Raw genomic sequence first — 13,461 nt, 5'->3', positions numbered from 1 at the left:
CTTACAAAATGAATCGTGTCATGTCCTTGTCAGCGGCAATGTCGCCGATCTTATCTTGGACATACTGTTCGGTGACTGTGACGTCACCCATTTGCATATCGGGGCCTTCATACAAAACGTCTTCTAGCAGTTTCTCAAGGATCGTTGCCAACCGCCGAGCCCCGATGTTGTCAGTGTCGCGGTTGACGCGGATCGCGATCTGGGCAATTTCTTCAATCGCCTCTTTGGTGAAGGTCACGTGCACGCCATCAGCCCCGATCAAAGCGATATACTGCTTGACCAGCGCGTTGTCTGGCTCTGTCAGGATACGCACGAAATCTTCTTCCGTCAAGTCGTTGAGTTCTACTCGGATCGGGAAACGGCCTTGAAGTTCTGGAATCAAGTCAGACGGCTTGGCGGTGGCAAAAGCCCCTGAGCCGATGAACAAGACGTGATCGGTATTCAACGGCCCGTACTTAGTGTTGACCTGCGAGCCTTCGACGATCGGCAAGATGTCGCGCTGCACGCCGTCACGAGAAACTTCGCCGCTAGTCTTCTTGTCGCCACTGGCGATCTTGTCGATTTCATCGATGAAAATGATCCCGTTGTTTTCGGCGGACTGGATCGCGTCATGATAAATATCCGCGTGGTTGACCAGCTTGTCAGATTCTTCTTTAATGAAGACTTCTCGCGCTTCTTTGACGCTCATCGTCCGCTGTACACGCTTTTGCGGCATCAAGTTACCCAGCGTCTCGCCGAGATCGATGCCCATCTGTCCGTACATGTCGTTCATGCCGCTTTGCTTCTTGGCATCGGCGACAGTCACGGTGATCTCACGGTCTTCAAGCAAGCCTTTTTCCAGTTGCTCTGCGACGCTCAAGCGCTGATTGCGGATCTCGTCGGTGACTTCGCCGTCGTCTTGTTGTGGCGTTGGCATCTGTCCGTTTTGCATGTTTTGGAACATGTTCATCATCTCGGCCATCGGATTGCTATTTTTCTTTTCCTTCTTGATGGCCGGTACCAGCAACTTGACCAGGCGCTTGTCGGCTTCACGAGTCGCGCGGGCGCGGACGTTTTTGAACTGCTTTTCTTCTTCCATCGCCACAGCGACATCTGCGAGATCACGCACCATCGATTCAACATCCCGACCGACGTAACCGACTTCGGTGAACTTGGTCGCTTCGACCTTCACGAACGGGGCGTTGACGACTTTCGCCAAGCGCCGCGCGATCTCAGTTTTACCAACCCCGGTAGGCCCGATCATCAAAAGGTTCTTCGGGGTGATCTCGCGTTGCATCTTGTCGGAAAGTTGCATGCGCCGGTAACGATTGTACAAGGCCACGGCGACTGCCCGCTTGGCATCGTCTTGACCGATGACGTAACTATCTAGTTCCGCCACGATTTCTTTTGGGGTTTTTACCATTTGAACATTCTCCTTGATTAACATGTTGCAGGTTTGGTTGGAAGTGGTGGATATGGATGTTCAACATCCAAACCCGTCTTATACTTCGAGATCATCGTCGAGCTACGTGGCGCAACGCGGGTACGGCTAGCTACGGTATCGCACTCGGAACTAAAACCTGTCCCAAGCACGATACCTAGGCTACCCGACCCGCTAAATGCGCGCCACTTTGCTCTGGTTTTTTCGTCGAGCTTTTTGCGGCAACGCGATTGCGTGTAAGGCGTTCCGGTCTCGCACGGCTTTGCCGCACAAGTCCAGACCACCTTACACCCATCGCTAAGAACGCCGCAAAAAGCTCTGGTTTAGCTAAAGCTTTCGACGATAATATTGTGGTTCGTGAAGATGTCGATAGAGCCGGCGATGTCGATGGCGGCTTTGGCGATGTCTTCTGCCTTCATGTCGGTGTGTTGGATCATTGCCATTGCGGCGGCTTGAGCGTAGTTGCCGCCGGAGCCGATGGCCACGACATCTGCGTCGGGTTCGATGACTTCACCATTACCAGAAACCAGCAACAAGTCGTGTTCGTCCATCACGATCATCATCGCTTCAAGTTTTTGCAACGTCGGGTCTTTGCGCCAGTCTTGGGCGAGCGCGACGGCGGCACGGCGGAGGTTACCGGCGTGGGCTTCGAGCTTTTTTTCGAACCAGTCTTGCAAGGTGAACGCGTCGGCGACACCACCGGCAAAGCCGATCACGACCTTACCGTTAAAAATCCGGCGAACCTTTTGCGCGTTACCTTTCATGATGACTTTTTCACCAAGGGTCACTTGGCCGTCACCGGCGATGGCGGTTTTACCGTTCTTGCGCACTGCTGCGATTGTTGTCATATTGTGCCTCCAAATTGAGTAATGAGACTAGTCTAACGTGACAAGCTGTCACATGCATCAGACTTGGGTCCTAATTATGTTTCGGAAAATACTTCATGTAGTCTTTTTTAAGGTGTTCCGTGGTCATATGTGTGTAGATCTGCGTCGTCGATAGGCTCGCATGCCCTAACAGCTCCTGCACCGAGCGCAGGTCCGCCCCGTGATCGAGCAGGTGCGTGGCAAACGAATGCCGCAACATATGCGGATGGATCCCGCTGGTCAGACTCGTTTTTTGGACCAGCTGATCCAAGATATATTCGATTCCGCGAGACGTGATCGGTCGGCCGTGCTGGTTGACGAAGACCCGGTCGTGGTTCTGGTCGAGCTTAGCCATCAACACCTGGCGCCCGTCATCTAAGTAAGTATGCAAGGCGTCTTTGCAATAACTACCAAAAGGCACATAGCGGTCCTTGTTGCCTTTCCCGTGCACCAGCAACAGCTCCAGGTCAAAATCGATTTGGCTGAGCGTTAAGTTCGCACACTCGCTGACCCGGATACCAGTGCCGTACAGCACCTCGAGCAACGCGCGGTTGCGCTGATCGAGCGGCGTGTCACCGTCGACGGTGGCAAACAGACTTTGGATCTCTTCTTCATAGAAAAACTGCGGGAGGTGGTGGTGACTCTTGCGCGTTTCTACCAGCTCGAAGGGATCGACTTTGGCCTGGCCGGTTCGGATCAAGTAGCGGTAGAAGCTGCGCATGCTGCTCATCTTACGCGCCACGGTGCTGCGGGCGAGATGACGTTCAGACAGATCACTGAGATATGTTGCCACATCGAGGTGATCGACGGCGTTGAAATTAGTGAAGCCACCGTTGGCCTGCAAGAAGCTGACGAAGTCTTCGATGTCTTCTTGATAGGCCTTCTTGGTCTCGGCGGAATAATGCCGCTCGACCAAGAGGTATTGTAGGAACTCCTTGACGACCTGCATGCGTTTTCCCTCCCGCAAATACCTTAACACATTTTCACAAACGACACCAAAAAAGCGCCTGTAACCAGGCACTTCTCACCGTTGCTTAATCTAGTGTCGGCTGAAATTCCGCCAGCGAATCCAGCGCGCGCGTCGCGATGGCCGTGTTACGCTCAAGTTTGTTTTTGATCCGCACCGGTAGCCCCGGCATGATGCCAAAGTTGGCGTTCATCGGCTGGAAATGCTGCGGACTGGCGCTGGTGATATATGTCGCCATCGCCCCGATCTGGGTGTCATGCGGGAAAACGACCGGTTCCTGGCCGCGTGCCAGACGGGCCGCGTTAATGCCAGCGACCAGGCCGCTGGCGGCTGATTCGACATAGCCCTCCACCCCGGTCATCTGCCCAGCAAAAAACAGATCCGACCGCAGCTTGCTTTGATAGGTCGCTGCCAACACTTTTGGCGAGTTCATGTAGGTGTTGCGGTGCATGACGCCATAACGGACGATCTCTGCGTGTTGCAGGCCTGGGATCATACGGAACACACGCTTTTGCTCGCCCCACTTCAGATGGGTCTGGAAGCCGACGATGTTGAACAGGCTGGCCGCCGCGTTGTCTTGGCGCAGCTGCACGACCGCATACGGATCTTTGCCGGTGCGCGGATCCGCCAACCCGACCGGCTTCAGTGGCCCGAAGAGCATGGTTTTGACGCCGCGCTTGGCCATCACTTCGATGGGCATACAGCCTTCGAACACTTCGAGCTTTTCAAAATCATGGCCTTCTGCGACTTCCGCGTGCACCAAGGCATCGTGAAACGCCATGAACTCATCGCGGGTCATCGGGCAGTTGAGGTAAGCGGCCTCGCCTTTGTCATAGCGCGACTTCTTGTAGACGATGTCGCGATCGATGCTTTCCGCATCGAGAATTGGCGCCGCCGCATCGAAAAAGTGCAGGCCTTCCGCACCGTTGAATTCGGCGATCTTATCCGCTAACCCAGGGGCTGTCAGCGGCCCGGTGGCAACGACGGTGATGCCTTCTGGAAAAGTCGTCAGCTCTTCGTTGATGACGTGCACGCGGGGATGCGATTGCAAGCGCTCGGTCACCAGCTGGCTGAACGGTTCCCGGTCGACCGCCAAAGCGCCGCCGGCCGGCACCGCCGTGGCATCTGCGCTGGCCATGATCACAGAATCCAGCTTGCGCATCTCCTCTTTCAGCAAGCCGACCGCGTTGCTGATCTGGTTGGCGCGCAGGGAATTCGTACACACGAGCTCAGCAAAATTGGCTGTGTGGTGCGCTGGGGTCGTGCTTGTCGGCCGCATTTCATATAGGTCAACATCAACACCGCGGTTGGCGATCTGCCACGCGGCTTCACTGCCGGCAAGGCCGGCGCCGATCACGTTTACTTTAGGCATAAAGAATTCCTCCATGTTGTCTATTATAGCGCTTTCTTTCTGATTCAAAAACACGGGGATCACTGGTAAGTGGTCCCTGTGTTGTGGAAATGGTGAAGTGTATTCATGAAGTTGCGAGACATAACGCGGGTGCGGCTAGCTAGGCTACCCGACCCGCTAAGTGCACTTTGCTCCGCTCTGGCATCCTCGAGCTTTTTTGGGCAACGCGGGTGCGGCTAGCTACGCTATCGTACTCGGGGCCAAGACCGCCCCAAGCACGATAGCTAGGCTACCCGACCCGCTAAGTGCGCCCAAAAAAGCTCTGGTTTACTTTTGTACCGCTTCGTTATAATCGCCGTTCGGGCAGAGGACTTGTTTGCCGCCGCGGGATTTCTTTTCGATCAGGTAGTGGCCGCACTTCGGGCAATCGCGGCCGACTGGTTTGTCCCAGGACACGAAGTCGCAGTCTGGGTAGCGGTCGCAGCCGTAGAAGATGCGGTTCTTCTTGGATTTGCGTTCGACGATCTGGCCTTTGTGGCACTGTGGACACAAGACGCCGATTTCCTTGACGATGGCCTTGGTGTTACGGCAATCCGGGAAGCGGGAGCAGGCGTAGAACTTACCGTAGCGGCCGAGCTTGATCACCATTGGGGCCCCGCAGATGTCACAGTTAAAGCCGGCTGGTTCGTCTTTGATCTGGATCTTCTCGATGCCTTCTTCGGCGTGCGCCAGTTCTTTTTCAAAAGGTTGATAGAACTGGTCGATAACCTTGACCCATGGCATCTGGCCTTCTTCGATGCTATCCAGCTCGTCTTCGACCGTCGCCGTGAACTTGATGTCAACGATGTCCGGGAAGAACTCCGTGATCAAGTCGTTGACGATCTCGCCAAGTTCGGTCGGTTCAAAGCGTCGGGCGTTGAGTTTCACGTAATAGCGTTTCTGGATGGTTTCGATGGTTGGCGCGTATGTCGATGGCCGACCAACGCCGTTTTCTTCCAAAGCCTTGACCAAGTTGGCTTCGGAATAGCGCGCAGGCGGCTGGGTGAAATGCTGGGCCGGGTCGGTTTTGACGAGGTTGACCTCATCGCCAACGGCAAGGTCTGGCAAAACGTTGTCCTTCTGGTCTTGATCCCGGCTGGAAACATACAGCGTGGTAAAGCCTGGGAACTTGGTTTGACTCCCGTTGGCGTGGAATGTCGTGCCGTTTTGGTCGATCGTCATGGCGACCGTATCCATCACCGCCGGCGTCATTTCGCTAGCGACAAAGCGGCTCCAGATCAGGCTGTAAAGCTTCATCTGGTCTTTATCCAACACGCTTTCCAAGCTTTTCGGCGTGCGCAAGGTGCTGGTCGGGCGGATCGCTTCATGGGCGTCTTGGGCGCCTTCTTGAAGCTTCCCTTGGCGGATCTTCACCGCGGCGTATTCTTCACCGTACTGTTCATGAATGAACTTGGACGTCTCGGTTTTGGCGATGTTTGACACACGCGTCGAGTCCGTCCGCATATAGGTGATCAAGCCGACCGTGCCGAGCTTGCCGCCTAAGTTGATGCCTTCATACAGCTGCTGGGCGAGCATCATGGTCTTGCGGGTCCGGAAATTCAGCTTGCGGTTGGCTTCTTGTTGCAGAGAACTGGTGGTAAACGGCGGCGCCGGATAGCGCTTGCGTTCTTTCTTGACCACTTTGGTGATGGCAAAAGGCGCCTTGCGATCGATGCCCTTGAGCACCTCTTGGACGGCGTCGTTGTTTTTCAGCGCCATCTTCTTGTTGTTCATGCCGTAGAAGCTGGCGCCAAATTTCTTGCTGGTGCCTTTTTTGAATTCAGCATCCAGTGTCCAATATTCTTCCGGAACAAAGGCGCGGATCGCGTTTTCCCGATCGATGATCAGCTTCAAGGCGACACTTTGCACCCGCCCGGCGGAAAGGCCTTTTTTGACCTTCTTCCACAACAGCGGCGAGATCGAATACCCCACGAGCCGATCGAGCACCCGCCGTGCCTGTTGGGCATCGACGAGGTTCATATCGATCGAGCGCGGCGTCTTGAAGGCGTTCTTGACGGCGTCTTTGGTGATTTCGTTGAACACCACCCGGTTCTTCCCCTTGGGGTCGAGATCCAGGATGTGGCTGACATGCCAGGCAATGGCTTCCCCTTCGCGATCCGGATCGGCTGCCAGGTAAATGTGTTCGGCCTTTTTGGCGTTCTTCTTGAGGTCTTTGATCACATCCCCCTTGCCGCGAATAGAGATGTACTTCGGCTGATAATCATGGTCGAAGTCGATCCCCATCTGACTCTTTGGCAAGTCTCGGATATGCCCAAGGCTGGCAACCACCTTGTAGTTGCGGCCGAGGTATTTTTCTATGGTTTTGGCTTTTGCTGGCGATTCCACGATGACCAAATTCTTGGCGGTCATGCTCGCCCTCCTTTCACTGAGCGGTTTGCTCGAAAACACAAGCTATCATATTCTATGGCGCAAACCTTTGTCAAATCGATTCCGTCCAAGTATCACCCACCAATTGCCCCAGCGCAACTTTTTTTAAGGATAAAAGCGGAGTTCTTCCATTATATTGTCACCAGATAGCACCGGTTTGGCGCCTGCTTGAAGCAGCTGATTCGTGCCCATGCCAAGCGGCGCGTCGATGCGGTTGGGAAGCGCAAACACCTCGCGATTCGCCTGCAACGCCAGGTTGGCGGTAATCAGACTGCCTGAGTGGCTGGCGGCTTCAGTCACCAACACCCCGTGCGCCAAGCCGGCGATGATGCGATTGCGGGCGACGAAGCGATACGGCTGCGGCCGCACGCCCAAGGGATATTCACTGAGCACTAACCCCGTGCGGGCGATCGTCTGTTGCAGCGTCAAGCTCGCCGCCGGATACGCCACGTCTAGGCCGCTGGCGATCACCGCCACCGTCGGCCAGCCGCGGCTTAGCGCAAACTCATGCGCGAAGGTATCCGCACCTGCCGCCAAGCCACTAACCACCGTCACCGGCGGCATGCTCGCGCCCAGACGCTTCAACGCCAGCTCGGTATATTTGCCTGCACGCCGGGCACCGACAATCGCCAGGCAGATCCGATTCAACACCGTCCAGTCACCGCGATAAAACAACACGTTGGGCGGCTGGAAGCTTTCTTCAAGCCGCGGTGGATAGGCCGCATCTAACCGCGTCATAAACCGCGTCTGCGCGTACTGTTCCCGCGCGAGTCGGCGCAACGTCTCATCGGCCAGCAACCCGCGCTGAGCAGGCGTTAACCACGCCAGATCTAAAGTCTCATCCCCGCGGTGTTCTTGCAGCTGGCGCCAGGCGTCGGCTTGCACCTCGAAGCCTTTGGTATAGTTAGCCAGATGCCAATAAAATAAAAAATCGCGTACTTGCATCACCACACACCTCCTGTGGTGATACATACGCGATTCATGCAAAGATTCAGATCAATTCATGGCGGCTTGACGCACTGGTGCAAAACTCATCCGGTGGATCGGGGTGACGCCATATTCAGCCAACCCTGCCAGATGTTTGGCCGTGCCGTAGCCCATGTTGTCTGCAAAGTCATACCCGGGATAGATCCGGTCATACATCACCATCAAGCGGTCTCTGACGACCTTAGCCACGATACTGGCAGCGGCGATACTGATGCTGTTGGCGTCGCCTTTGATCAGCTTGCGTTGCGGCGTGGCCGTCGGAACAGTCATGGCGTCGACCAGCAAGAAGTCTGCCGGCACCCGCAGGCTCGCTGCCGCCCGCCCCATGGCCAGCTCGGTGGCGTGGTAGATGTTTTCCCGATCGATTTCATTGTTGTCTGCCACGCCTAAGCTGACGGCAAGCGCCTGGCTGATGATCTGGGGAAAAAGTGCTTCCCGACGGTGGGCGCTCAGCTGCTTGGAGTCATTCACCGGCAACTGGCAGTCTTGCGGCAAGATCACCGCGCAAGTCACCACCGGCCCTGCCAGCGGACCGCGGCCGACTTCATCGATACCGGCGATGTGCGGGTAGCGCGCCCAGAGCTCGTGCTCAAAGCGGCTGCGGTATTCTAACGCCAAGGCCTCAGATTCCGCCGCGGCTTGTCTGCGCTCGTACTGTGCGAGTAGGCGCTGAGCACCCACGCGCGGATCTTGGGCCAACGCCGCCAACAAGTCAGCAGAAACCGGCGCCTCTGCCAACAATGCGCGGAGTTCACTCAGCGTCTTGGGCATCGCCATCATCTCCCGGCACTTCCAACGTGTAGCGCCCGAACTTGCCTTGACGGGCGTCGAAGATGATCCGTTCCGCCATCCGGTTGTAGTTCTCACCAAAACCGTTCTTCTGGCTGAGGTGCACCATCAGATCCGCGTCGTTCAGCGCCAGATCATCCGCATTGAGGCCATACGCCCGCCGGAACGCCTCGGTGTAATGCGTCCGGAAAAAGTTCAGGCCGTACATCCCCACGACGTCTTCTTGATAGACGGAATCCGCGATCGCACCGGTCAGCGCGAGCTTTTTGCCAATTGACTCGTCATCAAATTTTGGCCACAAGATCCCAGGCGTATCCAACAGCTGCAGTGTGTCGCCGGCTTTCAGCCACTGCTGGTTCTTGGTCACGCCGGGACGGTTGCCAGTCACCGCGATGTTTTTATGGATCAAGCGGTTCAAGATCGTCGACTTGCCGACGTTGGGGATGCCAATACACATCGCGCGGATCACCGGGTTCCTAATCCCGCGGGACTTCTGCTTGGCGATCTTGGCGGCCATCAGCTGTTTACCCATGGTCGGGATCTGGTTGAGCCGCTTAGCGTGCTGCGCGTCGATCGCCAGCGCTTCATAGCCTTGGCCTTGATAATAAGCCACCCACTGCTTGGTTTTCTCAGGATCTGCGAGGTCTTGTTTGTTCAACACCATGATGCGCGGCTTGGCCCCGACGATTTCGTTCATCATCGGGTTACGGCTGGCCTCCGGGGTGCGGGCATCGACGATTTCGAGAATGAAGTCGACCTGCTTGAGTTTTTCTTGGACTTGGTTACGCGCCTTGGCCATGTGGCCGGGGAACCATTGAATTTGTGCCATATTGTGTCACTCCTTTAGTACCAAGGGGTTGAGGCCCTTGGGTTGTCATTTTTTCGTAAACGTGGGCAAAACGTGGGCAACGTGGCGAAATTACCAAACGCTACCGTGCAACTTCACCCGATTTTTTCAATGAACCGCGTGATGGCTTCAACCGACTTGTCTTGATTTTCATCAAGGGTATGCGTGTAGCCATCCGTAGTTTCGGCCCGAACATGCCCAACTCGCTTCTGCACTTCCTTGAGCGAAATCGACGGGTCATCGCGAAGCACCGAAATGTGAATGTGGCGGAAGCCGTGAGGAATCGCGTTCTTCGTCCATTCAAAACCATACCATTCTTGGCAATGCTTCGTCAGCGACTTATTGATTCGCGTCAGAATCTCACGGAAGCTGTGCGAGGTGATCGGTGAGCCATACTCCGTCCTAAACAGCGACTTAGAAGCATGAAAGGCGTCCGCCGGAAAGTCAGCCATGTGTTCGTCGAATGCCTTGTTACGGGCAATGACGCGCTTTAACGCATCAATGGCAAACTCTGGCAGTTCTTCCACCCGTTCACCAGCTTCGGTCTTGGTGGTATCCTCGTAATACTCATCAACGCGCAGGTCATGATATTGCAAGGACTTGTCGATGGTCACCAGCAGGTTCTCGAAATCAATGTCAGCTTCCGTCAATGCGGCCGCTTCACCGATCCGACAGCCCGTCCCAATCATGAATAGCGCCAAATCGTAGTACGACTGATGCCGCCGCTTGCGCAGCTCTGCCAACAAGGCGTGAACCTCGTGCTCGTCAAGAAACTTGGCTTCTCGGCGCAGACGCTTCTCGCGCTTCTCTTTTGAACTCGCGGAGAGTTTGATCACACGCGTTGGTGAGAACGGAATCGCGTTGTGCAGAACGCCATAGTCGAAGATTTTGTTGAGCGAGCACTTGATATGCTGCATCGTCGAGTGGGTCGAGTGATACTTCTTCTTGTAGTCGTTCAACAGGTTTTGAATTAGCAATGGTGTAATCACTTCTAGTAAGACGTCATCTGCCATTAGCTCCGCTATGCGTTTCAGCACCATTTTCTCACGCGTGACGGTTGGCGGCTTGACCGTAGTCTGCCAAGTTTCCAACCATTTTGCTTTCAGCTCACCGAATGTCACCATCGCGGCGCCGTTGAAAGCACCTTGTTTCACCGCAATCTGCTCCTCAATCTTTGCCGCTAAGTCGCGTTCGGCCTGCTTGCGGGCACGCGCCGTGTTCGTGGAGAACTTGACGACTTCCCGTTTGGCTTTGCCAGTCAGTGGATCAACATAGCGATCCACTGCATAATACGTTGACTTACCGCTCTTGCGTTTTCTTTCTTCAAAATACATGTTTTATCCTTTCCGGGTAAGGAAAAGGGCAAAACTGAATCTCTATTAGCAGATTCTATTTTAACATCCAAACCCCTTATTTTCTGCGTAATTTTGAATAGCCATGTGTCTTCCAGTATAGAAAGTCGGCGAACACCTCAAAATTGATGAAGACGAGCTTGTGCGTTGGGTTCAAGACCCCGTCACGCCATCGCTTGTTGTCACGCATCTCACATAGCCAACGATTGAGCGTGTATTTGTTTAAGCCGTCGTATCGGCTTAAAATAGCTTCCTTGTTGCCCCATTCAGCGTCACTATCCGACACTGGACTGTATCTGATTTTCATTCATTACCTCACTTGTTGTGTCTAGCATCTGTGTGAGATAATCAGCACAGATAGGACCCATATCTTATCTGTGAAGGGTGACTACTTGCTTTGGTCGGCGTGGTCATCCTTTTTTGATTGCTCACTTTCAGGTGTCATTGCTTCAAACAAACCATTTTCAAGTTGATCTGCGCCAACTGTGTACTGCTCAATGATTTGTCGATGTTTGTTTGTCAAGATTGCCCCGCGGATCGATTGCATCGTTTTCTGGTTACCCCAGTACGCGTCAATCTCGTGGAGCACTCGCTCCATCGGTGCAACTTGCTTATCAATCCACGCCCGTGTTCGATTGAGATCGAGCGGTTCTGGGGCGGTGGTCAAGCGCAGTGGCTGGCGATCATGACCAACAAATCGTTGCCAATTCTTGTTGAGCGGCCAATCCAACCGCGGCTTACCTTTTTGAGCATCGACAAAACGCAGGTACCGTTTGATAATGCCAAATATCGTGCGTTCCTCATCGCGGTAACAAAGCAAATCATCAACAGCCTTTTCCGCCCGGGTGTTCTTCAAGCGAATTTCAAAGCGGTTATAGATGTTGGTGGTTAAGCCTTTCTTGTGCTGCTCGGCGCCTTTCTCGTAGAGGCAAAAGTAAAGTTCGCTTTTGGTTGAACCAATGTATAATGTCGTGCCAGTCTCATCATCAAATTCTTCATCGTCTTCATGATAGATGTGGCCGGATACCGTGCCTTGGTACTCACGCATGACGGTGATGCACTCGTTGGCCTGAATCTTTTGAATCAGGTTTGGAATATCCAGCATATTGACCATATCGTTGACGGCTAAGTCCAGTCGTTTCATCACGCCTTTCATGTCCAGACACTGGTCAAGAAAGTCATACCAAGTTTCGCCACGCCCTAGCAGAATACTTTCCATTTGGCGACAACCTTGCCCGCGTAGTTCTACCAGCGTCCCCAGCTCCTTGTGTCCCGGATCAGAGCCGTAAACTTTAATCTGGCCTAGTGAGCGGGTAAATTGATAACCGAACGCCGCACGATCTTCTGACAGAATGCAATCCGTTTGCAAGCGTAAGAGAGCATCGACGATTTTGTCTATATCCTGTGTTGGAAACCGAATCCGGACATAGTCAATCAGCAGTTGCAGTTCTGGCTCATCTGACCAATTATTGAGCGTCTTATCAATGTACATTTGTAGGCCGCTACTACACGCTTCGCCATTTTCGATGCGACTAAGGTGGCGTTGTGTGATACCAATCCGGTGACACAACTGTACCTGCGTCAGGTTCAATTCTTTACGGCGCCTCCGTACTGAATCACTCCAGTAACCCAAATTGTCTACCTCCTAATCTTGTTGCCACCGGACATCAGCTTGAATTGTCCAGTTGGCAATTTCTGTGCTGTATCAACGTTTCTACCGGGAAATCAGGTAGATAGGTGTCATTTACGACCCCCCTGTTAGTACATGGGGGTCTAGGCGGCCGGCTACGCCGACCGCCGCCGCTCACGCTTGCGGCTTTCGCGCTGCACGCCGCGCGTGGCGGCGCAGGTTCGAGCACCCTTACACCACTTGTGAAATCGACTCTTGCCCTGTGTAAACAGCATAACACCTGGATTATTCACCTCGGTATTTGGGACATGAAATCGCATCTGGCCGGTCTGAAAGCAACGTTTGGAGCGTTGCGAATACTGACTGAGCGGAGAAGTTGGTGATCGATGCACCACGAACAGACCGACCCAGTTTTCGGCTCGACGCACGACCTATTCAGTTATTCAGTTCAGGTCGCCAACTGATGGACTTCGTCCATGAGCCGACTAAACCAGTTCTTGTAAACATAGTTAGAAGCAAGATGAATCACCACACGACGGGCGTGCCAAGTAATCCTACCGGCGATGTGAAAGAGACTGAACCGTAGCGAGGAGATGGTTGAACGACGGTCTTCCGAGACAAAGAGCTGTTTAAAGAGCTGAACCAGGTTATAGGCAATACCGGTGATCAAGGCTCGTGCAGTGTTCCGTGCAAAAGTTGAGCTGTCTGTTTTGTCAAAGCCAAACCCGCATTTCAGCTCCTTAATTTGGTTCTCAGCATTGCCCCGCTGTCTATAGGTCTTGAACAAAGTCTCTGGAGCCTCGGAGGCCAGGCTGGTCACTACGA

At 54.1% G+C, this 13,461-nt stretch carries 12 protein-coding genes; all 12 read right to left on the bottom strand.

Annotation, left to right across the window (positions count from 1 at the left end; genetic code table 11):
- Position 1: 1 nt before the first annotated feature.
- On the bottom strand, positions 2 to 1,402 hold the full coding sequence (hslU, locus tag ACYVRB_RS07085) for an ATP-dependent protease ATPase subunit HslU (protein WP_461214425.1): 1,401 nt from the start codon (positions 1,400 to 1,402) through the stop codon (positions 2 to 4).
- 341 nt (positions 1,403 to 1,743) lie between these two features.
- Positions 1,744 to 2,268 (bottom strand): ATP-dependent protease subunit HslV, encoded by a 525-nt coding sequence (hslV, locus tag ACYVRB_RS07080; protein WP_461214424.1) that lies wholly within the window; start codon positions 2,266 to 2,268, stop codon positions 1,744 to 1,746.
- Between the two features lie 70 nt (positions 2,269 to 2,338).
- The gene (gene xerC / locus ACYVRB_RS07075; RefSeq protein ID WP_461214423.1) at positions 2,339 to 3,235 is read right to left on the bottom strand and encodes a tyrosine recombinase XerC; all 897 of its coding nucleotides are present in this window, start codon (positions 3,233 to 3,235) and stop codon (positions 2,339 to 2,341) included.
- 85 nt (positions 3,236 to 3,320) lie between these two features.
- Positions 3,321 to 4,625: a methylenetetrahydrofolate--tRNA-(uracil(54)-C(5))-methyltransferase (FADH(2)-oxidizing) TrmFO gene (trmFO, locus tag ACYVRB_RS07070; protein WP_461214421.1), complete on the bottom strand. Its 1,305-nt coding sequence runs from the start codon at positions 4,623 to 4,625 to the stop codon at positions 3,321 to 3,323.
- Between the two features lie 306 nt (positions 4,626 to 4,931).
- Positions 4,932 to 7,013, bottom strand: coding sequence for a type I DNA topoisomerase (topA, locus tag ACYVRB_RS07065; RefSeq protein WP_461214420.1), 2,082 nt, complete (start codon positions 7,011 to 7,013; stop codon positions 4,932 to 4,934).
- 123 nt (positions 7,014 to 7,136) lie between these two features.
- On the bottom strand, positions 7,137 to 7,976 hold the full coding sequence (gene dprA, locus ACYVRB_RS07060) for a DNA-processing protein DprA (RefSeq protein ID WP_461214419.1): 840 nt from the start codon (positions 7,974 to 7,976) through the stop codon (positions 7,137 to 7,139).
- Between the two features lie 51 nt (positions 7,977 to 8,027).
- Positions 8,028 to 8,789 carry a ribonuclease HII gene (locus ACYVRB_RS07055; protein WP_461214488.1) on the bottom strand — a complete coding sequence of 254 codons (762 nt, stop codon included), beginning with the start codon at positions 8,787 to 8,789 and terminating at the stop codon, positions 8,028 to 8,030.
- Complete coding sequence (ylqF, locus tag ACYVRB_RS07050) at positions 8,770 to 9,636, bottom strand: ribosome biogenesis GTPase YlqF (RefSeq protein WP_461214418.1); 867 nt, start codon at positions 9,634 to 9,636, stop codon at positions 8,770 to 8,772. Before ylqF ends, ACYVRB_RS07055 begins: the two co-directional genes overlap by 20 nt.
- 113 nt (positions 9,637 to 9,749) lie before the next feature.
- Positions 9,750 to 10,988: a tyrosine-type recombinase/integrase gene (locus tag ACYVRB_RS07045; RefSeq protein ID WP_100908487.1), complete on the bottom strand. Its 1,239-nt coding sequence runs from the start codon at positions 10,986 to 10,988 to the stop codon at positions 9,750 to 9,752.
- Between the two features lie 76 nt (positions 10,989 to 11,064).
- A complete protein-coding gene (locus ACYVRB_RS07040) occupies positions 11,065 to 11,313 on the bottom strand; it encodes a DNA-binding protein (RefSeq protein WP_075760678.1) in 249 nt (82 codons plus the stop codon).
- A gap of 81 nt (positions 11,314 to 11,394) precedes the next feature.
- Positions 11,395 to 12,639, bottom strand: a complete 1,245-nt coding sequence (locus ACYVRB_RS07035; protein WP_100908486.1) for a replication initiation factor domain-containing protein — start codon at positions 12,637 to 12,639, stop codon at positions 11,395 to 11,397.
- A gap of 445 nt (positions 12,640 to 13,084) precedes the next feature.
- Positions 13,085 to 13,461, bottom strand: a 377-nt coding sequence (locus ACYVRB_RS07030; RefSeq protein ID WP_461212776.1) for a transposase, incomplete at its 5' end; no start/stop codon positions are given.

The organism is Lacticaseibacillus boliensis, from assembly GCF_054784775.1.
The sequence above is the reverse complement of the archived record's forward strand: the minus strand, read 5'-3'. Positions and strand labels throughout refer to the sequence as shown.